The organism is Plantactinospora endophytica (assembly GCF_016862915.1).
Taxonomy (GTDB): Bacteria; Actinomycetota; Actinomycetes; order Mycobacteriales; family Micromonosporaceae; genus Plantactinospora; species Plantactinospora endophytica.
In genome coordinates, this window is the sequence record NZ_BONW01000039.1 from 357686 (window position 1) to 382259 (window position 24574).

A 24574-nucleotide genomic window follows, 5' to 3' on the forward strand; every position below is an offset into this window, starting at 1 on the left:
CTGCACCCGAGGAGTTTCCCATGGCGGTGCGCCGCACCCCACGGTTCTACTTCAGCCTGCGCAGCCCGTACTCCTGGCTCGCCTACCGGGACCTGCACGAGCGGTACCCGGAACTGGTGGCCGAGCTGGACTGGGTGCCGTTCTGGGAGCCGGACGAGCACAGCAGCCGGCTGCTGGCCGAGGCCGGCGGCGAGTTCGTCTACACCGCGATGTCCCGGGCCAAGCACCTCTACGTGCTCCAGGACGTCCGGCGGCTCACCTCGGCGCGCGGGCTGGCGTTCGCCTGGCCGGTCGACCGGGAGCCGGTCTGGGAGATCCCGCACCTGGGCTACCTGGTGGCGGCCCGGCACGGCGCCGGGCCGGCCTACCTGGAGCGGGCGTACCGGGCCAGGTGGCAGGAGGGGCGGAACATCTGCGACCGGGCGACGGTCGCCGAGATCGCCGCCGAGCTGGAGCTCGACCCGGCCGAGCTGTCCGGGGCGGCCGACGATCCCGAGGTACGCCGTCAGGGCGTCGGTGCGCTGCTCGACATCTACTCCGACGGCGTCTTCGGGGTGCCGTTCTTCGTGCACGGCTTCGACCGGTTCTGGGGCGTGGACCGGCTGGCCGAGTTCGCCGCCTCGGTGGCCGCGAAGCGTGCCCCGGCGCGGCCGGCGGCCGTTGCCGCGCCGTTGCCCGACAACGGATCGACGGCAGAGCCGGACAGCGGGCCCACGGCGGAGCCGCTGCTGGTGGGTGCGCCGGGGCGGACCGACGAGGGGCATGCCGGCGGCTGCGGCTGAGCCGGCGTACGGGTCACGGTCGGCGACCGAGCCCGCCGATATAGCCCGAATATGGACGTCGATCGTACGGTCTGCCACGGAAACGCCGATGGCGCGGTGGACGCCGTACCGGAGAAGGCCGGGGAAGCAAACGTGTCCGAGTGGGGAAGCATCGTCGAGGCGGTCCGGCACAACGTGGCCGGATCGCCGGAACGGCAGGCGGTGGTGTTCTGCCGTGGTGCGGGGGAACGGTTCGTCGAGACGTCCCTGACGTACGCCGATCTCGACCGGGTGGCCCGGGCCACCGCGCGCTGGCTGGGCCGGCGGTGCCGGCCGGGCGACCGGGCGCTGCTGCTGTATCCGACCGGTCTGGAGTTCGTGGCCGGCTTCCTGGGCTGCCTCTACGCGGGCGTGATCCCGGTGCCGGTGCCGCTGCCGGCGAACTACCGGCACCACGCCGACCGGACCAGCGCGATCGCCCGGAACGCCGACGTGGCGGCAGTGCTGACCGATCCGGCGAACCTGCGCGCGGTCGACGACTGGATGCTCCAGGAGGGACTCGACCACCTGGCCTTCGCAGCCACCGACACCGCCGCCCCCGGCGTCGTCATCGGCGCGGACGCCCCGCCCGGAACCGGAACGACGACCGGGGACGCCGGGCCGACTACCGGGGACGCTGGGGCGGCGGGCGGCGCTGGGCCGGTGCCGGACGGGCCCTGGCGGCCGTATCCGGCCCGGCCGGACGACATCGCGTTTCTCCAGTACACCTCGGGCTCGACCAGCGACCCGAAGGGTGTGATGGTCACCCACGGCAACGTGCTGCACAACATCGGCTCGGTGCACCGCACCCTGGGCTGGACCGACCAGACCCGGTTCTGTAGCTGGCTGCCGCTCTACCACGACATGGGCCTGATCGCGATGCTGATCGCACCGCTGCTGCTCGGCAGCACGGCGGTACTGATCCGGCCCAACGACTTCCTCAAGCGCCCGCACCTGTGGCTGGAGGCGATCGACAGGTACGGCGCCGAGGTGGCCTGCGCGCCGAACTTCGCGTACGACCTCTGCGCGCGGCTGCTCACCGACGAGCAGGTAGCCGGGCTGGACCTGTCCCGCTGGAAGTACGCCTGCAACGGTGCCGAGCCGATCGACCCGGCCACCCTGGACCGGTTCGCCGCCCGGTTCGCCCCGGCCGGCTTCCGGTACGAGTCGTTCCTGCCGACGTACGGGCTGGCCGAGGCGACGCTCTGCGTCACCGGGGCCCGCCCGGCCGGCCGCCCCGTCACCGCACACGTCGACCCCGTCGAACTGGCCCGGGATGTCTTCGCCCCGCTGCCCGACGGCACCTCGGCCGGACTGGCCCTGGTCGGCAGCGGCCGGGTGAACGCGCTGGACGTGCGGATCGTCGACCCCGGCACCTGCGCCGTACTGCCGGACGGGCGGGTCGGCGAGGTGTGGATCCGGGGCGGCAGCGTGACCCGGGGCTACTGGGGGGATCCGGTGGCGACCCGGCGGGCCTTCGGCGCGGTGACCGCCGACGGCGACGGCGGTTTCCTGCGTACCGGTGACCTCGGCACCTTCGACGACGGCGAGCTGTACGTCACCGGCCGGATCAAGGAAATGATGATCGTGCACGGCCGCAACCTCTACCCGCACGACGTGGAGCGCGAGGTCCGGGAGGTGGCCGAGGCGTTCGCCGGGCTGCCCTGCGCGGTCTTCTCGGTGCCGTCGCCCCGGGAGGAGATCATCGTCGTGCAGGAACTCCGGACCCGGGGTCGGGACGCGGCCGAGGTCACCGGGCTGGCGGCGGCGGTGAAGGCGACCCTGAGTCGGATCCTCGGGGTGCGGGTGGCGAACGTCGTCTTCGTCCGGGTCGGCCAGGTCCGGCGGACCACCAGCGGGAAGATCCAGCGCACCATGATGCGGGAACTCTTCGTCTCCGGGGTGCTCGACGCGACGTACGAGGAACTCGATCCGGAGGTCCGGGACCGCTACCGGCCCGCGCGGGCCGGGCTGCCGGTGCCGGCCGGGCGGGGGTGACCGGGATGCGCTATCCGGCCTTCGCCCTCGCCGAACACCTCGACCACGGCCTCGGCGACCCCCGCGACCCGGGCCGGGCGGCCTCGTTCGCCCGCTGCGTAGAGCTGGACAGCCGGGAGGAGTTCCCGGCGGAGATCTGCGCCGAGCTGGACCGGCTCGGCCTGCCCCGTTGGTACGTGCCGACCGAGTACGGCGGCGAGCTGCGCAGCTACGAGGAACTGCTGCACGCGGTACGGATCCTGGCCCGCCGGGACCTGACGGTGGCGATCGGCCACGGCAAGACGTACCTCGGTGCGGTCTCCGCCTGGGTGGGCGCCACCCCGGAGCAGGCCCGCCGGGTCGGTGCCGAGGTGCTCGCCGGCAGCGTGATCTCGCTGGCGCTTACCGAGCGGGAGCACGGCAGCGATCTGCTCGCCGGTGAGGTCTCGGCGGTGCCGGCCGGCGACGGCTACCGGGTCGACGGCGAGAAGTGGCTGATCAACAACGCCAGCCGGGGGGACCTGGTCTGCGTACTGGCCCGGACCGAACCGGCCGGCGGCACCCGGGGCTTCAGCCTGCTGCTGGTCGACAAGCGACGGCTCGCCCCCGGCACGTTCCGCTGCCTGCCCAAGGAACGCACCCACGGGGTACGCGGGGCCGACATCAGCGGGATCGCCTTCACCGGCGCCGAGGTGCCGGCCGAGGCGCTGCTCGGCCCGGCCGGCGCCGGCCCGGAGATCGTGCTGAAGAGCGTGCAGCTCACCCGCACCATGTGCGCGGCGATGTCGCTCGGCCTGGCCGACCAGGCGCTGCGACTGGTCCTCGACTTCGCCACCGCACACCGGCTGTACGACCGGCCGCTGGTAGACCTGCCGCACGCCAACCGCACCCTCACCGAGGCGTACGTCGACCTGCTGATCGGCGAGGCCACCAGTGTGCTCACCGCGCGCGGCATCCACGCCACCCCCGACGAGCTGAGCGTCACCTCGGCGATCGCGAAGTACCTGGTGCCGACGATGATGGACCGGGCCATCCCACGGCTGGGCCAGGTGCTCGGGGCCCGCGCCCTGCTCACCGAAGACCACGCCGACGGGCTGTTCCAGAAGATCGAACGGGACCACCGGATCGTCGGCATCTTCGACGGCAACACCCTGGTCAACCTGAACACGCTGGTGAACCAGTTCCCCGGCCTGGTCCGGGGCTACCGCCGGGGCGTCGCCGATCCGGGGCTGACCGACACGGTCGACCTGGCCCGGCCGCTGCCCGACTTCGACCGGAGCCGGCTCGCGCTGCTGTCCCGTACCGGGTGCAGCGTGGTGCAGCAGTTCCCGGTCGCCGCCGCCGAGCTGCTGGACCTGGTCGAGGCGGGCGTCGCCCCGCCCGCCCTGGCCGTACAGGTGGAGACGCTGGCCGACCTGATCGACGGGCTGCACGAGCGGATGGCGGCGTACCGGCCTTCGCCCCGGCAGGTGCCGGCCGAGGCGTTCGCGCTGGCCGGCCAGTACGCGCTCGCCTTTGCCGCCGCCGGCTGTCTGCACCTGTGGCTGCGCAACCGGCACCGGCTGGCCGGCGGGGCGACCGGGCCGCTCTGGGCGGATGCCCGCTGGCTGCGCGCCTGCCTGCACCGACTGATCGGGCAGCTCCGGCCGGCCGGTGTCGCCGGATCCGCGCCGGACGACGACGGCGAGGACTACGACCGGCTGCTGCCGGACCTGCGCGCCCAGCACCGCGAGGGCCGACTCTTCTCCCTGCTCCCGTCCCGGCTCGCCGAGGCGGGGACGCCACCGCCCGATCCGCCGTCCGAAACTGCCGGGCAACCCGATGAGCAGCCGTCCCGGACCGCCGGGGCGGTTACCCAGCCTTCCGAGGTGGTCCGATGAGCGTCGACACCGCTTCCGTGCCCGGCCAGGTCGCCGACGCCGGGGCCGAGCCCGACCTGGAGACGTACCTCGGGAATCCGCACGACCCGGCCAACCCGGTGAGTTTTCCGGCGGTGCTGGCCGCCGACGAGCGCGGTGAACTGCTCGCCGAGGGCGAGCGGGCGCTGGACGGGTACGGGCTGAACGCCGAGTTCGTGCCCCGGGCCCTCGGCGGCCGGTTCGACCGGGCCGACCGGCTGGCCCAGGTGCTCCGCGCGGTGTTCCGCCGCGACACCACCCTCGGGGTCGGCTACGGGGTGACCACGTTCATCGCCGCGACTCCGGTCTGGACCGACGGCACCGCGCAGCAGCGGCGTTGGATGGCCGACCTGCTGCTGCGGCACGGCAAGGCGTCCGCCGGCTACAACGAGCTGGCGCACGGCACCGACTTCAGCCGGGCCGAGCTGCGGGCCCGGCCCGCCGGGGACCACTACCGGGTGACCGGTCGCAAGGAGATGGTCGGCAACCTGGCCCGGGCGGACGCGGTGACCCTCTTCGCCCGCACCGACGACCGGCCGGGCAGCCGCAGCCACTCGCACCTGCTGCTGGACATGGCCGCGCTGCCGGCGGAGCACCGCCGTCACCTGCGCCGGTACCGCACGGCCGGGGTGCGTGGGGTGCTGCTCGGCGGACTGGAGTTCACCGACTGTCCGGTGCCGTCCGACGCGGTGGTCGGGGAACCCGGCGGTGCGATGGAGACGGTGCTGCGGGCGTTCCAGGTGACCCGGGGAGTACTGCCCGGGATGGCCGTCGGGATCGTCGACACCCAACTGCGTACGGTGCTGCGGTTCGCCCTCGACCGCCGGCTGTACGGGCTGCCGGTGGCCGAGCTGCCGCACGCCCGGACCACCCTGGTCGACGGCTTCCTGGACCTGCTGATCGGGGACTGTCTGGCCACCGTGGTCGCCCGGGCCCTGCACCTGCTGCCCGACCAGACCAGTGTCTACAGCGCGGCGGTGAAATACCTGGTGCCGAAGCTGTTGCAGGAGGCGGCGCACCGACTCTCCGTGGTACTCGGTGCGCGGTCGTACCTGCGGGACGGCCCGTACGGGATCTTCCAGAAGAACCTGCGGGACCTGCTCGCCGCCACGCTCACCCACGCCAGCGCGGCAGTCTGCCAGGCGACGATCATCCCGCAACTGCCCCGGCTGGCCCAGCAGGGCTGGCGCTCCTCGCCGCCACCGCCGCCGGCCCTGTTCCGGCTCGGCGACCCGTTGCCGCCGCTGGACTTCGGCGCGCTCGGGCTCTCCGCCCGGGGGGTGGACAGCCTGACCGCCACGCTTCGCGGCTACCTCGCGGAACCGGGTGCCCAGCCGGCCGTCGCCCGGCTCTGCGGACTGTTCACCGCCGAACTCGACCGGCTCGCCGAGGCGTGCGCCGAGCTGCCGCCCCGGGACCGTACGGTGATCGCCGGCCGGCGCAGCTTCGACCTGACCGACCGGTACGCGACCGTACTGGCCGCCGCCGCCTGCCTCGGAGTGTGGCGGCACCAGCGGGACGACCCGTTCCTGGGGGACGTCCCGTGGCTGGCCGCCGCGCTGTCCCGGCTGGCCGGCCGGCTGGGTCTGCACCCGGGTACGGCACCGGACGGGCTGGAGCGACACCTCTACACCGAGCTGCTGGCGCGTCACCGGGACAACCGCGGCTTCGATCTCGTCAACCGGCGTCTGGCCGGCTGACGACCCCGTTCCGTCCGCCGAAGGAGTGCACCATGTCCGGAACCATCCAAGACACGTCCGTCGACGCGATCCGTAGCTGGCTCGCCGGCCGGATCGCCTTCTACCTGCAACGGTCGGTCGAGGAGATCGACCACGACCTGCCGCTGGTCGAGATCGGCCTCGACTCGGTGTACGCGATGACGCTCAGCGGCGACGTCGAGGAGCGGTACGACATCGAGGTGGAGCCGACGATGGCCTGGGACCACCCGACCGTGAACGCCCTCGCCGGCTACCTGCACGGCGTACTGGGGTCGCGGGGATGACCAAGCAGTCGACCGGGCCGGGGGAGCAGCCGGCCGCTCCGGGGGAGCAGCCGACCGGGCCGGGGGAGCAGTCGACCGGGCCGGGGGAGCAGCCGGTGGCGCCGGGGGAGCAGCCGGGCGGCGCCGGCCAGCCGCTGTCGGTCGGGCAGCAGGCGCTCTGGTTCCTCTACCAGCTCGCGCCGGAGAGTCCGGCGTACAACATCACGCTCGCGGTGCGGATCCGGTCCGCGCTGGACGACGCCGCGCTGGGCCGGGCGGTCGACGCGCTGGTGGCCCGGCATCCGGTGCTCGGCGCGGCCTTCGCCGAGCTGGACGGGGTACCCCGGCAGTTCGTCCCCACGGTCGACGCGAGCGCCGGGTCCGGTCCGGCCGGCGGCTCGCGCTGGCTGGAGATCCGGGACGTGCCCGGGCGCGGCGACGAGGCCCTGCTCGGGCTGGCCCGGACGGTCGGCGAGGTGCCGTTCCGGCTCGGTGCCGGCGACGTCTTCCGGGTGGTGCTGCTGCGCCGCAGCGCCGAGGAGGCCGCGCTGGTCCTGGTCACCCACCACATCGTCAGCGACGCCACCTCGCAGTGGCTGCTGCTGCGCGACCTGCTGGCCGCCTACCGGGGGATCGCGGCCGGCGGCGCCCCGGACTGGACGCCACTGACCGCGAGCTACCTGGACCACGTCGAGACCGAACGGGTACTGCTGGACTCGCCCCGCCGGGACCGGCTGGAGCGGTACTGGCGGGACCGGTGCACCGGAGTCTCGGCCGGGGCGATCCCGCTCGACCGGCCCCGGCCGGAGCGGCAGACCTTCGACGGCGCCACCCACCACTGGCGGCTGCCCGACGAGTTGGCGGCCCGGGTGAGGACGGCGGCCACCTCGGCCGGGGTCACCCCGTTCGCCTTCCTGCTCGGCGTCTTCCAGGCCACCCTGCACCGGTACGGCGGCCAGGACGACTTCGCGGTCGGCTGCCCGGTGGCGACCCGGCACGGCCGGGGACTGCGGGACGTGGTCGGCTACCTGGTCAACACGCTGGTACTGCGCTCGTCGTTCGCCACCGGGGCCACCTTCGCCGACGCGGTGGCGGCGGCACACCGGGAACTCCTCTCCGGGCTGGCCCACGTCGGCTACCCGTTCCCGCTGCTGGACCGGATGCTCGGCGCGGGCCGGGGCGGCAGCCGGTCACCGCTGTTCCGGATCGCCTTCACGATGGTGGCGGCGGACCGGCTCGACCCGCCGCTGCCGCTGGTGCCCGAGGGCGCCGTGGTCGGCCCGGAGATCTCGTACGCCGGGCTGCGGCTGGCGGCGTTCGACGTACCGCAGTTGGAGGGGCAGTTCGACCTCAACGTGGAGCTGCGGCAGGCGGAGGATTCACTCACCGGTGCCTTCCGGTACAACACGGATTTGTTCGACGGTGCGACCATCGAGCGGCTCACCGGGCACTACCGCCGGCTGCTGGAGGCGGCCACCGCCGACCCGACGCGCCGGATCGACCGGGTCTCCCTTGTCGACAGCGCACAACTGGAACTGCTGCTCGCGTTGGGTACCGGCGGAGTCCGTCCCGGGCAGTGATTCCGGTGAACCGCCCGAAACCCGGGATAGCTCAGGGTCGCCGGTCCGGGGGTTCTCAGGGTGGTATCTCATGTGTCGATCTAACGATCAGTGATTGGATGCTCGCTATGGAGCACGCTGTGCGGCTGGAGTCGCTGAGCAAGACCTACGGTTCGGGCCAGAACGCGGTGCCCGCGCTGAGAGACGTGTCGCTCGCCCTCGCGGCCGGCAGCTTCACCGCGATCATGGGACCGTCCGGCTCGGGCAAGTCGACCCTGTTGCAGTGCGCGGCGGGTCTGGACCGGCCGACCGGCGGCCGGGTCGTCATCGCCGGCACCGACCTGACCGGGCTGAGCGAGACGGGGCTGACCCTGCTCCGACGGGACAAGATCGGTTTCGTCTTCCAGGCGTTCAACCTGCTGCCGTCGCTGACCGCCGAGCAGAACGTGGCCCTGCCGCTGCGGCTGGCCGGCCGAAAGCCGAGCCGGTCCGAGGTGAAGGCCGTACTCGCCGAGGTGGGGCTCGGCAACCGGGGCGGACACCGGCCGGCGGAACTCTCCGGCGGCCAGCAGCAGCGGGTCGCGATCGCCCGCGCCCTGGTGACCAAGCCGGCGGTGCTCTTCGCCGACGAGCCGACCGGTGCGCTGGACACCAGCACCAGCCGGGAGGTGCTGGCGCTGCTGCGCGGCCTGGTCGACCGGCACGGCCAGACCATCGTGATGGTGACGCACGACCCGGTGACCGCCGCCAACGCGGACCGGGTGGTCTTCCTCGCCGACGGGGTGCTCGCCGGTGAGCTGGTGAACCCGACGGCGGAGGCGATCGCCGCCCGGATGACGCGCATGGAGGTCGGCGCGTGCTGAGCATCGCGCTCCAGACGTTGCGGGTCCGCTGGGCCGCGTTCGTCGGTACCTTCCTCGCGCTGACCCTGGGTGCCGCCATGATCGCCGCAATGGGACTGGAGATCGGCGCCACCCTGGGGTTGCCCGAGCGGGCGCCGCAGCGGTTCGCCGCCGCCCCGGTGGTGGTCGCCGCGCTGGACCCGGAGTGGGACCCGGCCCGGCACGACCCGGGCAGCCGCTCGCTGATCCAGGCCCGGGGCATCTCGGCCGAGTTGGCCGCCGAGGTCGGCGCGCTCGGCCGGACCGTACCGGTCCGCTCCTTCTACGCCCAGCTTCCGGGCGGTTCCGACGACCAGGTCGGGCACGGCTGGTCCACCGTCGAGTTCGCTCCCTACCAACTCGCCGCCGGCCGGCCGCCGCAGACCGACACCGAGATCGTGGTACCGGACGGTGCCGCCGCACCGGGCGAGCGGCTCACCGTCTTCACCGCCGGGGGGCCGCGCGACTACACCGTCGCCGGGGTCACCGCGCCGGCCGACTTCGAGTCCGCCGTCTTCTTCACCGACGCCGAGGCGGCCCGGCTCTCGCCGAGGGTCGAGGCGCTGGTCGCGTACGGGGCGCCGGAGGCGGTACGGCAGGCCGTCGGCGGGGACGCCGAGGTGCTCACCGGAGACCGGCGCGGCGTGCTCGACCCGAGCTACAACGCCGACCGGGAGGCGATCGACAACACCCAGACACTGTTGCCGATCACCGCCGTGGTGGCCGGATTCGTCTCGATCTTCCTGGTCGCCTCGACCTTCGCCTTCGCGGTCGCCCAGCGGCGCCGGGAGATCGCGCTGCTCCGCACCGTCGGCGCCACCCCCCGACAGGTACGCCGGATGGTGTTGACCGAGGCGTTCGCGGTCGGGCTCGCCTCGGCGGTCGCCGGCTGCGCGCTCGGGCTGGCCGTCGCGCCCGCGTTGGCCGGCTGGATGGTCGACCTGGGACTCGCCCCGTCGTGGTTCACCGTCGAGTTCTCCACCGGACCGGCGGTCTGGGTGCCGCTGCTGATCGCCTTCTGCATGGGACTCGGCGTGGCGCTGGCCGGCGTCTGGGCGGCGTCCCGCCGGGCCGGCGACGTACGTCCGATCGAGGCGTTGCGGGACGCCGCCGTGGACTCCCGCACCATGACCACCGGCCGGTGGCTCTACGGGCTGATGGCGCTCGCCTTCGGCCTGGTCACCATCGGCTGGGTGGCGGTGGTGAACCCGGGCATGGTGATGGTGCCGACCCGGTACATCGGGGTGCTGATGTTCCCGATCCTCGCCTTCGCGCTGCTCGCCCCGGTGGTGGTCAAGCCGATCGCCCGGCTGATCACCTGGCCGCTCGGCCGGCTCGGCGGCGCCGCCGGGATGCTGGTCCGGGAGAGCGCGCTGACGGCGGTGCGGCGTACCGCGGCCACCGCCGCGCCGGTGCTGCTCACCGTCGGGCTCTCCATCTCGCTGCTCGGCGCCGCCGCCACCATCGACCGGGCCAAGGACAGCGGCCGGCGCAACCAGGTGACCGCGGACTACGTGGTCACCCCGGACGGCACCGCCGGGGTCAACGAGGCGGTCACCGAACGGCTCCGGGCCGTCCCCGGCGTGGACGTGGTCGCCGCGCTGCCGACCATGGTGTACGCCCGGGACGACGCCCGGCTCGCCGACTACGAGGCGCTGACCGTGGACCCGGCGGCGCTGGCCAGCACCCTGACCCTGCCGGTCGACGAGGGCAACCCGGCCGACCTGCGCGACGACACCATCATCGTCAACGACGACTGGGGTGTCGGGGTCGGCGAGACCGTCGAGGTCTTCATGGCCGACGGCACGACCGTGCCGCTGCGGGTGGCGGCGGTGCTGAACACCACCTCCGGCAGCAACGACGTCGCCTACCTGAGCACGAAGTTCGCCGGCACCGCCAAATACGCCTTCAGCGGCCTGGCCCGCAGGGTCTACGTCTCGGTGCGCGACGGCGCCGACCCGGCGGCGGTACGCTCCGCGCTCGACTCCGCCACCGCCGGGCTGGGCGCCCGGGCGATCCCGGCCGAGGACTGGCTCGGCGAGGAGAGCAGCGAGAACAGCGAGACCACCTCGCTGGGCATGCTGCTGGTGCTCGGCATCGCGATCGTCTTCTGCTTCATCGCCATCGTCAACACGCTGGTGATGGCGACCTCGGACCGGCTCCGGGACCTGGCGATCCTGCGGCTGGCCGGGGCCACCCCGCCACAGGTGCTCCGGGTCTTCGCCGCCGAGTCGCTGCTGGTGGTCGGCGTCGGGGTACTGCTCGCGGTCGGGGCGTCGGCGGTGAACCTGGCCGGGCTGCGGCTCGCCCTGGGGCAGCTCGTCGGCGCCACCCCGGTCACCGTGCCGTGGGGCACCGTCGCGCTGATCACCGTGGTCAGCGCCGGGCTGGCCGTACTCGGGGCGGTGGTGCCGGTACGGCTCGCGTTCCGGTCCCGCGCGGTCGAGCTGGCCGGCGTACGCGAATAGGCACCGTCCACGACGGACCCCGACCGGGCTCCGCACACCCCGATTTCCGGGGTGGCGGAGCCCGGTTCGTTTTCGAAGATAGTTTCGATATGGGGCTGGTATAGCCGCGGGTCGCAGGATGACTAGGAGCCGAGGAAGCAGGCCGGCGCCAACCGTGGGAACTGCACCTGTCGGTGACGTTTCCCGGGACAGTAACTGACCCGCGAAGGGAAAGCCGTGCCAATGGACCTTTTACAACCTGGAGAGCGCGGCGCCTGCACGCCGACCTTCACCGGCGGCCACGACCAACCGCAGGGGGAGGTCCAGAAAGGTTCACCGCACGCGCTGAAGGGCATCCTCGCGGCCGTCGGGAACACGCCTCTGGTCGAACTCGAACGGCTGGTACCCGATTCCCGGATCCGGGTGTTCGCGAAGCTGGAGCGGTTCAACCCCGGCGGCAGCGTCAAGGACCGGACCGCGCTGAGCATGCTGCTGGACAAGATCCGCAGCGGTGAACTCCAGCCGGGCCGGTCGGTGGTGGTCGAGTCCAGCTCGGGCAACCTGGCGGTCGGGCTGGCCCAGATCTGCCGGTACTTCGGACTCCGGTTCGTCTGCGTCGTCGACGCCAAGACGACCGAGCAGAACATCGCGATCCTGCGGGCGTACCAGGCGCAGGTCGAGGTGGTGACCCGGCCCGACCCGGACAGCGGCGAGTACCTGCCGGTGCGGGTACGCCGGGTCCGCGAACTCGTGGCGAACACCCCGCACTCGTTCTGGCCCAACCAGTACGCGAACCCGCTCAACCCGATCGCGCACCGACAGACCATGGGCGAGATCGTCGAGGCGCTGGACGGCTCCGTCGACTACCTGTTCTGCGCGGTCAGCTCCTGCGGCACCCTGCGCGGCTGCGCCGACTACATCCGCGAGCACGGATTGAGCACGAAGATCGTCGCGGTCGACGCGGTCGGCAGCATGATCTTCGACGGGCAGCGGCCGATCGAGCGGCTGCTCCCCGGGCACGGCGCGTCGCTGCGCCCGGGGCTCTTCGACCCGAACGCCGCCGACGAGGTCGTGCACGTCACCGACCTGGAGTGTGTCGCCGCCTGCCGTCGGCTCACCGCCCGGGAGGCGATCCTGGCCGGCGGCTCCTCCGGGGCCACCATCGCGGCCCTGGAACGGCGCGCCCCGACCATTCCGGCGGACGCGAAATGCGTACTCATCTTTCCCGACGGTGGCGACCGCTACCTCGACACGATCTATTCCGACGACTGGGTACGAAGCCGCTTCGGTGAGGTTTCGCACCTCTGGAAGGAAGCCGCCGGTGGTGATCAGGTCTGATGCTGATCCTTCGACATGACGACGTGCAACAGATCCTGGCCGAACGCGAACTCGCACTGATCGAGTTGGTCGGCGAGGCGTACAGGTTGCACGACGAGGGCGCCACGACGGTGCCGCACTCGATTTTCCTCCGCTTTCCGGACCAGCCCCGCAACCGCATCATCGGGCTACCCGCGTACGTCGGCGGAAAGTCGCCGGCCGCCGGGATGAAATGGATCGCCTCCTGGCCGGGGAACATCTCCGCCGGACTGGCCCGGGCCAGTGCCTCCATCGTGATCAACGACCTCGACACGGGGCAGCCGACGGCACTGCTCGAAGGCTCGGTGATCTCGGCCAAGCGGACCGCCGCCAGCGCCGCGCTCGCCGCCCGACTGCTGGTCCGCGAGCCGGGCCCGGGCGGGGTGAGCCTGGTCGGCTGTGGCGTGATCAACCTGGAGGTACTGCGCTTCCTGCTCGCGGCGCTGCCCACGCTGACCGAGGTGACGCTCTTCGACAGCGACTGCGCCCGGGCGGCGGCGTTCGCCCGGCAGTGCGCCGACCTCTCGCCCCGGCTGCACGTGACGCTGGCCGCCGACGCCGGCCGGGCGGTCGCGGCACACGACCTGGTCTCGATCGCCACCACCGCCGCCGAGCCGCACCTCGACCTCGGGCCGGCCCGGCCCGGCACCCTCGTGCTGCACGTCTCGCTCCGCGACCTGACCCCGGCCACGATCCTGGCCAGTCAGAACGTGGTGGACGACGCCGACCACGTGTGCCGGGAGCGGACCTCGCTGCACCTCGCCGAGCAGCAGGTGGGGCACCGCGACTTCATCGACGCGCCGATCGGCCAGCTCCTGCGCGGCACCGGCGGCTTCCGCCGGGACCCCGGCCGGACGGTGGTCTTCTCGCCGTTCGGTCTCGGCGCCCTGGACATCGCGCTCGCGGAGTTCGTCCGGGCCGCCGCCGTCGAACGGGGCCTCGGCATCCGCGTCGACGACTTCCTGCCCGCCCCGGGCGGCACCCCGCATCCCCGCTGACCCGATCCGGGCGGCTCCCGAGTCCCAATCGACCCGCTCCGGGCGGCATCCCGAATCCCGGGTGACCCGCGTCAGGCGGCACCCCGAAAACCCAGGTGACCGGCTTCGATCGGCACCCCCGAATCCCGGGTGGTCCGGCTCCGGCCGGAGACCCGACCGAGAACAAGGAGTTCCGATGGCTGACGAGCAGACCGACGACCGGGTGTACCGGGTGGTCCGCAACGACGACGAGCAGTACTCGATCTGGCCTGCCGACCGGGACCTGCCGGCCGGCTGGCACGCCGAGGGCACCGAGGGCCCCCGGGCCGACTGCCTCGCCCGGATCGGCGAGGTCTGGACCGACATGCGCCCGCTGAGCCTGCGCCAGCGGATGGCGGCCGCACAGGGCTGACCGCCCCCGCGACGAGGTGAGGAGCACCCGATGAACCCCGATCGACGCCGGACCGACCAGGTCGGCGACTCCAGCGGGCCGGCGGGCGACGCCGGGTCCGCCAACATCCTGCCGGCGCTGGTCGCCCGCCAGGTGGCGGCCACGCCCGACGCGGTCGCCGTACTGGCCGGCGACGTCGAGGTGAGCTACGCCGAGCTGGACCGCCGGAGCAACCGGCTGGCCCGGTACCTGCACGGGCTCGGCGTCGGGTCCGACGCGCTGGTCGGCGTCTGCCTGCCGCGCGGCGTGGACCTGGTCGTCGCACTGCTCGGCGTCTGGAAGGCCGGCGCGGGATACGTGCCGCTCAGCCCGGACCACCCCCGGGACCGGGCCACCTGGGTGCTCACCGACACCGGCGCCGGAGTCGTACTCACCGGATCGGCCCAGGCCGAACTGGTGGCCGGTACCGGGGCCCGGGTGGTCCGCCTCGACGACATCTCGGCCGAACTCGCCGGGCTGTCCGACGAGGCACCGGCCAACCCGGCGACCGGGGACAGCCTCGCCTACGCGATCTACACCTCCGGCTCCACCGGGCGACCCAAGGGCGTCATGGTCAGCCACGCGGCGATCGCCAACCGGGTCGACTGGGCGGTCCGACAGCACGGCCTCGGCCCGGGGGACCGGGTACTCCAGAAGACCGCGCTGACCTTCGACGCGGCCTGCTGGGAGTTCTTCGCCCCGCTGGTCAGCGGCGGCGCCGTGGCGCTCGCCCCGGTCGGCGCCGAGCACGACCCGGCCGCCCTGGTCCGGGCGATCGTCCGGTACGGCGTCACCGTCTTCCAGGGCGTGCCGTCGGTGCTCCGGCTGCTCGCCGACGACCCGGGCTGGCGGGACTGCACCTCGCTGCGGCTGCTCTTCTCGGCCGGCGAGCCGCTGCACGCCGAGCTGTGCCGGCGGCTCACCGACGGGCTCAAGGTCACGCTCTGGAACACGTACGGGCCGACCGAGTGCGCCATCGACGTGACCGCACACCCGTACGACCCGGCGCTGCCGACCGGCCCGGTGCCGATCGGCCGGCCACTGGCCAACCTGCGCGTGCTGGTCCTCGGCCCGGACGGTGACCCGGTGCCGATCGGGGTCGCCGGTGAACTGCACGCCGGCGGGGTCGGGGTGGCCCGGGGCTACCTGGGCCGGCCGGACCTGACCGCCGAGAAGTTCGTGCCGGACCCGTACGGGCCGCCCGGGTCGAGGCTCTACCGCACCGGTGACCTGGTCCGGTGGCGGGCCGACGCGACCCTGGAGTACATCGGACGGCTGGACCACCAGGTCAAGGTGAACGGCGTCCGGATCGAACCGGGCGAGGTGGAGTCGGCGCTGGTCGCCCACCCGGAGATCAGCGCCGCCGTGGTGCTGGCGCTGGACACGGCCGAGGGCGGCAAGCGGCTCGTCGGGTACGTCACCGGCGAGCGGGTGCCGAGCGCCGACCAGCTCCGTACCTTCCTGCGGGACCGACTGCCCGACCCGATGATCCCGGCCGCCTTCGTGGCGATGCCGGAGTTCCCGCTGAACAGCAGCGGCAAGGTGGACCGCGCCGCGCTGCCGGCACCGGACGCCGCCGCCGAGGACGGTCGCCCGCCGTACGTGGCGCCGCGTACCACCGCCGAGCGGCTGGTCGCCCGCGCCTGGTCGGAACTGCTCAAGGTGGACCGGGTCGGCGCGCACGACGACTTCTTCTCGCTCGGCGGCTCGTCGCTGCTGCTCACCCGGCTGGCCAACCAGCTCCGGGCGGCGTCCGGCAGCAAGGTCGCGCTGCGCGGTCTCTTCGCCGCGCCGACCGTGGAGCAGCAGGCGAAGCTGATCGCGGTGCCCGCCGACGACGGGCCGCCGCTGGTGCCGGTGCCCCGGACCGGGCCGCTGCCGCTGTCGTTCGGGCAGCGCCGGCTCTGGTTCCTGGACCGGCTGGAGCCGGGCAACACCGAGTGGGTCGCCCCGCTCTTCGTCCGGCTGGCCCCGGAGGTCGACCAGACGACGGTACGGCGGGCGCTGACCGCGCTGGCCGAACGGCACGAGATCCTGCGTACCCGCTACGTCGACGAGGCCGGCGAGCCCCGCCAGGTGGTCGACCCGGCGGGACCGGTCGAGCCGAGGGTGGTCGAGGCCGACCCCGCCGACCTGGAGACGGTGTTCCGGGCCGAGTTCGAGCGCGGCTTCGACCTGGCCACCGGCCCGGTCTGGCGGGCGCTGCTGGTCCGGTTCCCGGGTACGCCGTCGCGGACCCCGCCGACCTCGGTACGGATCCCGGCGACCGCCGGACGGAGCGTGGCCGGCGAGTCGGTGCTGCTGCTCACCCTGCACCACATCGCCTGCGACGGCTGGTCGTCGGTGGTGCTGGAGCGGGAACTCCGGGAACTCTGTGCGGCGATCGCGGCCGGGCGGGCTCCGGAGCTTGCCGAGCAGCCGGTGCAGTACCCGGACTTCGCGAGCTGGCAGCAGGGCTGGCTGACCGAGGAGGTGCTGGCGGCCGAGCTGGCCTACTGGCGGACGACCCTGGACGGGCTCGCCCCGCTGGAGCTGCCGACCGACCGCTCCCGGCCGGCCCGGCGCGATCCCCGGGGGGCGCTCGCCCCGTTCGAGATCCCGGCCGAGCTGTCCACCGCCATCCGCGACCTGGGCCGGCGGTACGGCGCCTCGCCGTACATGACGATGCTGACCGCGTTCGGCACCCTGCTCGCCCGGTACGCCGGCCGCTGGGACGTCGCCGTCGGCACGCCGGTGGCCGGGCGCAACCGGCCCGAGCTGGAGAACATGGTCGGCTTCTTCCTCAACTCGCTGGTGCTCCGGCCGAGGCTGACCGCAGGGATGCGGTTCGGCGAGGCGCTGGAGGCGACCCGGGAGGTCTGCCGGAGCGCGTTCGCGCACCAGACGGTGCCGTTCGAGCAGCTTGTCGACGACCTCCAGCCGGACCGGGACCTGGCCCGTACCCCGCTGTTCCAGGTCGCGTTCGACCTGCACGACGAGGGGCTGACCGGCGGTGCCGTCCGGGCGGACGACCTGGCCGCGTTCACCGAGGCGTGGCAGATCGCCAAGACCGACCTGACGCTCTTCGTCCGGGTACAGGCCGACGGCACGATGCTCGGCGCGCTGGAGTACGCGACCGCGCTCTTCGACCGGTCCACGATGGACCGGATGGGCGGGCACCTGGTCCGGCTGCTCCAGGCGGTCACCGCCGATCCGGAGCTGCGGCTCGGCGCGGTGGACTTCCTCGACCCCGTTGACGAGTTGGTCGGCACCGGCCGGACGGACCCGTTCCGCACCGGTGTCCCGGACCGCTGCCTGCACCAGGTCTTCGAGGAGCGGGTACTGCTGGCCCCGGACGCGGTCGCGGTGACCTTCGAGGGCGTGTCGTTGACGTATGCCGAGGTGAACGTCCGGGCGAATCGCCTGGCGCACCGGTTGCGTGCGCTGGGTGCGGGTCCGGAGTCGTTGGTCGGGGTGTGTCTGGAGCGGGGCATCGAGTTGGTGCCGACGCTGCTGGGGGTGTTGAAGTCGGGTGCGGCGTATCTGCCGTTGGATCCGGCGCAGCCGGTGGACCGGTTGGGGTTCATGGTCGGTGACGCGGGTGCGGCGGTGGTGGTGACGCAGTCGTCGCTGGCCGGGACCGTGGCCGACTTCTTCGACGGCAGCGTGATCAACCTGGACGAGGAGGACCTGTCCGGGCAGCCGGCCGAGAACCCGGCGGCGATGTCGCACCCCGGGGACCTGACCTACGTGATCTACACGTCGGGTTCGACCGGGCGGCCGAAGGGCGTCTGCGTGACCCACGCCAACGTGCTCCGGCTGCTGCACACCACCCACCCGAGGTTCGGCTTCACCGCCGACGACGTGTGGACGATGTTCCACTCGTACGCCTTCGACTTCTCCGTCTGGGAACTCTGGGGCGCGCTGGCGTACGGTGGCCGGCTGGTGGTGGTACCCCGTGAGGTGACCCGGCTGCCGGACGAGTTCCTGGAGCTGCTGGTCCGGGAGCGGGTCACGGTGCTCAACCAGACCCCGTCGGCGTTCCGCAGCCTGGTCGGCTTCGCCCGGGACGGCGATCCCCGGCTGGACCGGCTGGCGCTGCGGACGGTGGTCTTCGGCGGCGAGAAGCTGGAGACCTCCGAGCTGGCCCCCTGGGTGGCCCGGGTCGGCGACCGCCCCGCCCTGGTCAACATGTACGGCATCACCGAGACCACGGTGCACACCACGCATCACCTGGTCCGCCCCGAAGACCTCATCGCACCGGGCAGCCCGGTCGGCTACCCCCTCGGCGACCTGCGGATCTACCTCCTCGACCAGTACGGGAACCTGGTGCCGGTCGGGGTGCCGGGGGAGATCCACGTCGGTGGTCCGGGGGTGGCCCGGGGTTATCTGCGGCGGCCGGAGTTGACGGCGCAGCGGTTCGTGCCGGACCCGTTCGCGGTCGAGCCGGGTGCGCGGATGTACCGCAGTGGTGATCTGGCGCGGCGTCGGCCGGACGGTGGACTCGACTTCCTGGGTCGGATTGACGACCAGGTGCAGATCCGGGGTTACCGGGTCGAGCTGGGCGAGATCGAGAGCGTCCTCGCGTCGCACCCCGACATCCGGGACGCGGTGCTGCTGACCGACGAGCCGGACCCCGGTCACCTGCGGATCGTCGCCTACTACGTGCCCGGTGCCGACACGCCGCCGACGGCCGCCGACCTGGCCGCGCACTGCGGAAGCCGGCTGCCCGACTACATGGTGCCGGCGGCGTTCGTGCCGCTGGAGAAGATCCCGCTGACCGCCAACGGCAAGCTGGACCGCCGCGCCCTGCCCACGCCGGGCCGGACGGTCGCCGAGCCGGACGCCGCGGACCACGTCGCGCCCGATGGACCGGTCGAGGAGCGGCTCGCGGAGATCTGGGCCGAACTGCTCGACGTCGACGCCGGCCGGCACACGAACTTCTTCGCCGTCGGCGGCCACTCGATCCTCGCGGTCCGGCTCGCCTCCCGGATCCAGGAGGAGTTCGAGGTCGACCTTCCGGTCCGGACCGTCTTCGAGCGGCCCACGATCGCGCGGATCGCCGAGGCGGTCGAGGAGTTGATCCGCGCGGAGATCGACGAGCTTTCCGATTCCGACCTGCTGGCCGGCCTGGAGTTGCTGAAGGAGCAAAAGGGATGAGCACGGGCGAGGGCACGATCGAGCGCGGTGCCGAGGCGGGCCGGGAGGAACTGCTGCGGGCCCGGCTCGCCGGGCGGCTGCGCGGTGGCCGCCGCGCGGCGTTGACCCGGGTGGACCGGGACGGCCCGCTGCCGCTGTCCTTCGGGCAGCAGCAGATGTGGTTCCTGAGCCGGCTGGACCCGGGAAGCTGGGAATACCTCGTACCGCTGGCGTTGCGGCTGCGCGGCACGCTGGACTCCGCCGCGCTGCACCGGGCACTGACCGACCTGGTCGGCCGGCACGAGATCCTGCGTACCCGGTACGCGCTGGTGGCCGGCGAACCGGTCCAGGTGATCGATCCGGCCGGTCCGGTCGCGCTGGCGGTGTCGGACCTGACCGACCTGCCCGAGGCGGAGCGGGAGCGGCGCGGCTTCGAGTTGGCCGCCGAGGAGCCGGCGAACCCGTTCGACCTGGCCACCCAGTGGCCGGTCCGGGCCCGGCTGTTGAAGCTGGCCGACGACGAGCACCTGCTGGTGGTGGTCTTCCACCACATCGCCTGCGACGCCTGGTCGGTCGGGGTTTTCGCCGAGGAGCTGAGCGAGCTGTACGCCGCCGCGCTCACCGGCCGGCCGAGCACCCTCGCCCCGCTGCCCGTGCAGTACGCCGACTACGCCGCCTGGGAGCGCAACCGATCGGAGGCGGAGCACCAGCGGCACCTGGACTACTGGCGGCGACAGCTCGCCGGGGTACCGCCGCTGGACCTGCCGGCGGACCGGCCGCGTCCGGCCACCCGGGACTGGTCCGGCGCGGTGGTCGAGGTGGAGTTGCCGGCCGGGCTCGGCGGGCAGCTCCGCGACCTCGCCCGCCGGCACGACGCGACCCTGTTCATGGTGCTGCTCAGCGGCTACCAGGCAGTGCTGTCCCGGTACACCGGTGGCACCGACATCCCGGTCGGCACGGTGGTGTCCGGCCGCAACCGGCCCGAGCTGTCCCGGCTGATCGGGTACGGCATCAACAGCGTGGTGATGCGGTCCCGGTGGACCGGCGACGTTACCTTCGGCGAGTTGCTGGCCGCCAACCGGGAGACCGTGCTGGCCGCCTTCGACCACCAGGAGGTGCCGTTCGGCCAGCTCGTCGACGAGTTGCAGCCGGAGCGGGACATGTCCCGTACCCCGCTGTTCCAGGTCGCCTTCACCATGCACGAGGCCGGAGCCGGCGGGTACGCCATGCCGGGGCTGACGGTCGCCCCGCTGGACGCGCTCTCCCAGGTCTCCCGGTTCGACCTGACGCTACAGATCGAGGAGGCGGCCGACGGCGGGCTGCGCGCTCACCTGGAGTACGCGACCGCGCTCTTCGACCGGTCCACCGTGCTCCGGCTGGGCGGGCACCTGGTCCGGCTGCTCCAGGCGGCGGTCGCCGACCCGGGCCGGGCACTGTCCACGATCGACCTGCTGGACGGCGCGGAGCGGGCCGAGGTCACCGGGGTCGCCGACCCGTTCCGGATCGACGCGGTCGCGCCGACCCGGGCGGTGCACCAGGTCTTCGAGGAGCGGGTGGCGAGCGCCCCAGACGCGGTCGCGGTGACCTTCGAGGACGTGTCGTTGACGTATGCCGAGGTGAACGTCCGGGCGAATCGCTTGGCGCACCGGCTGCGCGCCCTGGGCGCGGGTCCGGAGTCGTTGGTCGGGGTCTGCCTGGAGCGGGGCATCGAGCTGGTGCCGACGCTGCTCGGCGTGCTGAAGTCGGGTGCGGCGTATCTGCCGTTGGATCCGGCGCAGCCGGTGGATCGGCTCGGGTTCATGGTCGGTGACGCGGGTGCGTCGGTGGTGGTGACGCAGTCGTCGCTGGCGGGCACGGTCGGCGGATTCTTCGACGGCACGGTGGTGAACCTGGACGAGGAGGACCTGTCCGGGCAGCCGGCCGAGAACCCGGTCCCGGTCTCCGGTCCGGAGAACCTGATCTACGTGATCTACACGTCGGGGTCGACGGGGCGGCCGAAGGGCGTCTGCCTGACCCACGCCAACGTGCTCCGGCTGCTGACCGTCGGCGAAACGCACTACCACTTCTCCGCCGCCGACGTCTGGCCGCTGTTCCACTCGTACGCCTTCGACGTCTCCGTCTGGGAACTCTGGGGCGCGCTGCTCTACGGCGGCCGGCTGGTGGTGGTACCCCGGGAGGTGACCCGGCTGCCGGACGAGTTCCTGGAGCTGCTGGTCCGGGAGCGGGTCACGGTGCTCAACCAGACCCCGTCGGCGTTCCGCAGCCTGGTCGGCTTCGCCCGGGACGACGATCCGAGACTCGCCGCCCTGGAACTGCGGGCCGTGGTCTTCGCCGGCGAGAAGCTGGAGATGGCCGAGCTGGCGCCCTGGACCGACCGCTTCGGACTGGACCGCCCCGCCCTGCTCAACATGTACGGCATCACCGAGACGACGGTGCACTCCAGCTTCCACCAGGTACGCCCACAGGACATCACCGACCCCGGCAACCCGGTCGGCCACCCCCTCGGCGACCTGCGGATCTACCTGCTGGACGGGTACGGGAACCTGGTGCCGGTCGGGGTGCCGGGGGAGATCCACGTCGGTGGTCCGGGGGTGGCTCGGGGTTATCTGCGGCGGCCGGAGTTGACGGCGCAGCGGTTCGTTCCGGACCCGTTCGCGGCCGAGCCGGGCGCGCGGATGTACCGCAGTGGTGACCTGGCGCGGCGTCGGCCGGACGGTGGACTCGACTTCCTGGGTCGGATCGACGACCAGGTGCAGATCCGGGGCTACCGGGTCGAGCTGGGCGAGATCGAGAGCGTCCTCGCGTCGCACCCCGGGGTCCGGGACGCGGTGGTGGTGGTCCGGGAGGACATCCCCGGCGACAAGCGACTCGCCGGCTACCTGGTACCCGAGGGCGCCGAGCCGCCGAGCCCGGCCGAACTGCGCGAGTTCCTCGCCCGTGGCCTGCCGGAATACATGGTGCCGGCGGCGTTCGTGCCGCTGGAGAAGATCCCGCTGACCGCCAACGGCAAGCTCGACCGGCGGGCGCTGCCCGCACCCGACCGGGCCGCACTCTCCGGCGGGCAGACCTACGTGGCCCCGCGTACTCCGGTCGAGGAGCGGGTCGCGGCGATCTGGCGGGACGTGCTCGGGGTCGAGCGGGTCGGCGTCACCGACAGCTTCTTCGACCTCGGCGGGCACTCGATCCGGGCGGTCGCCCTGGTCGGGGAGCTGCGGGCGATCGGCCTGGACGTCTCGGTGCGGGACGTCTTCGCACACCGGACCGTCGCCGAGCTGTGCGGCATCCTCGACGGCCGATCGGCGCCGGCCGCCGCGGAGCGCCTGGTGGCGCCGTTCGAGCTGCTCTCCGCCGAGGACCGGGCGAAGGTGCCGGCCGGGGCGAGCGACGCGTACCCGCTGTCCCGGGTGCAGGCCGGCATGGTCGTGGAGATGCTCTCCGACGGGGAGCTGCACGCGTACCACAACGTGACGTCGTTCCGGATCCGCGACGAGCGGCCGTTCGCGCTGGACGCGCTGCGCGAGGCGGCCCGGATCGTGGTGGCGCGGCACGAGGTGCTGCGTACCGCGATCGACCTGACCACGTTCTCGGTGCCGATGCAGGTGGTGTACCCGACCGCCGAGATGCCGGTTGGGGAACGGGACCTGCGGCACCTGGACGCTGCCGAGCTGGACCGGTCGCTGCGCGAGTTCACCGCCGTGGAGCGGGCCGACGTCTTCGACCTGGCCCAGCCGGCGCTGATGCGGCTCTACGCACACGTCTGCGACGACAAGACCTGGTGGCTGTCGGTCACCGAGTGCCACGCGATCATCGAGGGCTGGAGCCACCACTCGCTGCTGATGGAGGTGCTGGACCTCTACCGGGAGATCCGGGACGGCGCCACCCCGGCACCGGTCGAGGCACCGCCGCTGCGGTTCGCCGACTTCATCGGTGCCGAGCTGCGCTCGCTGGCGTCGGCGGAGGACCGGGACTACTGGCGGGACATCGTCGGCCGGTACGCCCGGTTCTCCCTGCCGACCGGCTGGGGCGACGCGGACGCGCCGCGCGAGTCGCTGATGCTCGGGGTGCCGTTCCACGACCTGGAGTCCGACCTGCGGGCCCTGGCCAGCCGGGCGAAGGCGTCGCTGAAGACGGTGCTGCTGGCCGCCCACCTGAAGGTGATGAGCCAGCTCACCGCCGAGGAGTCGTTCCTGACCGGCCTGGTCCTGCACGGCCGCCCCGAGGTCGTCGGCGCCGACCGCGTCTACGGCATGTACCTGAACAGCCTGCCGTTCGGCTACGACCGGGGCGCCCGGACCTGGCTGGAACTGGTCGAGCGGACCTACGCCCGGGAGATGGAGATCTGGCCGCGCCGCCGGTTCCCGATGCCGGAGATCCAGCGCGAGTTCGGCGACGGCCAGCGGCTGATGGACGTCCGGTTCAGCTACCACGACTTCGACCAGGTCGACCGGGAACTGGTCGACTACATGGCCAGCATCGACGACAGCCCGACCGAGTTCCCGCTCGCCGTGGCGGTCCGGCTCGGCTACGTCACGATGGCGGTCAACCCCCGGGTGCTGAGCCGGGCCAACGGTGACCGGATCGGCGCGATGTACCGGGCCGTGCTGGAGGCGATGGCCGCCGACCCGGACGGCGACGCCCGGGGTACCTTCCTCGCCGACGAGGAGCGGCAACGGTTGGTGGTCGAGTGGAACACCACCACCGCCGAGCCGGTCGGCCCGGCCGTGCCGGAGCGGTTCGCCGCGCAGGTGGCGGCGACCCCGGACGCGGTGGCGGTCGAGTGTGCCGGCCAGCGGCTCAGCTACGCCGAACTGGACGCCCGAGCCAACCGGCTGGCCCGGCACCTGCGCGCCTGCGGTGTGGTGCCGGAGTCGGTCGTCGGAGTGCTGCTGGACCGTGGCCCGGACCTGCTCGTCTCGATGCTGGCGGTCTGGAAGGCCGGTGGCGCCTACGTGCCGCTCGACCCGGCCCACCCGGCCGACCGGATCGCCGACATGCTCGCCGACGCCGGTGCCCGGGTGGTGGTCACCGGCTCCGGCTACGCCGACCGGTTCCCCGAGATCCCGGTGCGGGTCCTGGTCGACCGGGACGCGGCCACCATCGCGGAACAGCCGGGAACGCCGCTCGCGGTCCCGGCCGACCTCGACCGCCTC

The 24574-nt window shown here is 73.0% G+C and carries 13 protein-coding genes; all 13 read left to right on the forward strand.

Features of this window, described 5'->3' with window-relative positions; translation table 11 throughout:
* The first annotated feature begins 20 nt into the window (after positions 1–20).
* On the forward strand, positions 21–782 hold the full coding sequence (locus Pen02_RS33240; RefSeq protein WP_239141696.1) for a 2-hydroxychromene-2-carboxylate isomerase: 762 nt from the start codon (positions 21–23) through the stop codon (positions 780–782).
* Positions 783–833: 51 nt separating this feature from the next.
* Positions 834–2798, forward strand: a complete 1965-nt coding sequence (locus Pen02_RS33245; protein WP_203870097.1) for a fatty acyl-AMP ligase — start codon at positions 834–836, stop codon at positions 2796–2798.
* Between the two features lie 5 nt (positions 2799–2803).
* Positions 2804–4657, forward strand: a complete 1854-nt coding sequence (locus Pen02_RS33250) for an acyl-CoA dehydrogenase family protein (RefSeq protein ID WP_203870098.1) — start codon at positions 2804–2806, stop codon at positions 4655–4657.
* Positions 4654–6375, forward strand: coding sequence for an acyl-CoA dehydrogenase family protein (locus Pen02_RS33255; protein ID WP_203870099.1), 1722 nt, complete (start codon positions 4654–4656; stop codon positions 6373–6375). Before Pen02_RS33250 ends, Pen02_RS33255 begins: the two co-directional genes overlap by 4 nt.
* 32 nt (positions 6376–6407) lie before the next feature.
* Positions 6408–6677: an acyl carrier protein gene (locus Pen02_RS33260; RefSeq protein WP_203870100.1), complete on the forward strand. Its 270-nt coding sequence runs from the start codon at positions 6408–6410 to the stop codon at positions 6675–6677.
* Positions 6674–8236, forward strand: a complete 1563-nt coding sequence (locus Pen02_RS33265; protein ID WP_203870101.1) for a condensation domain-containing protein — start codon at positions 6674–6676, stop codon at positions 8234–8236. Before Pen02_RS33260 ends, Pen02_RS33265 begins: the two co-directional genes overlap by 4 nt.
* A 98-nt stretch (positions 8237–8334) precedes the next feature.
* Entirely contained in the window at positions 8335–9078 is a 744-nt protein-coding gene (locus Pen02_RS33270; protein ID WP_203870102.1) for an ABC transporter ATP-binding protein, read from the forward strand.
* Positions 9072–11564: an FtsX-like permease family protein gene (locus tag Pen02_RS33275; RefSeq protein WP_203870103.1), complete on the forward strand. Its 2493-nt coding sequence runs from the start codon at positions 9072–9074 to the stop codon at positions 11562–11564. Before Pen02_RS33270 ends, Pen02_RS33275 begins: the two co-directional genes overlap by 7 nt.
* A gap of 333 nt (positions 11565–11897) precedes the next feature.
* Positions 11898–12881 carry a 2,3-diaminopropionate biosynthesis protein SbnA gene (gene sbnA, locus Pen02_RS33280; RefSeq protein ID WP_239141715.1) on the forward strand — a complete coding sequence of 328 codons (984 nt, stop codon included), beginning with the start codon at positions 11898–11900 and terminating at the stop codon, positions 12879–12881.
* Complete coding sequence (sbnB, locus tag Pen02_RS33285; RefSeq protein WP_203870105.1) at positions 12881–13897, forward strand: 2,3-diaminopropionate biosynthesis protein SbnB; 1017 nt, start codon at positions 12881–12883, stop codon at positions 13895–13897. Before sbnA ends, sbnB begins: the two co-directional genes overlap by 1 nt.
* 175 nt (positions 13898–14072) lie before the next feature.
* Positions 14073–14288: an MbtH family protein gene (locus tag Pen02_RS33290; RefSeq protein ID WP_203870106.1), complete on the forward strand. Its 216-nt coding sequence runs from the start codon at positions 14073–14075 to the stop codon at positions 14286–14288.
* A gap of 30 nt (positions 14289–14318) precedes the next feature.
* Positions 14319–19445: a non-ribosomal peptide synthetase gene (locus Pen02_RS33295; protein WP_203870107.1), complete on the forward strand. Its 5127-nt coding sequence runs from the start codon at positions 14319–14321 to the stop codon at positions 19443–19445.
* On the forward strand, positions 19442–24574 hold a 5133-nt coding region (locus tag Pen02_RS33300; RefSeq protein WP_203870108.1), incomplete at its 3' end, for a non-ribosomal peptide synthetase. The genes Pen02_RS33295 and Pen02_RS33300, both read left to right, overlap by 4 nt.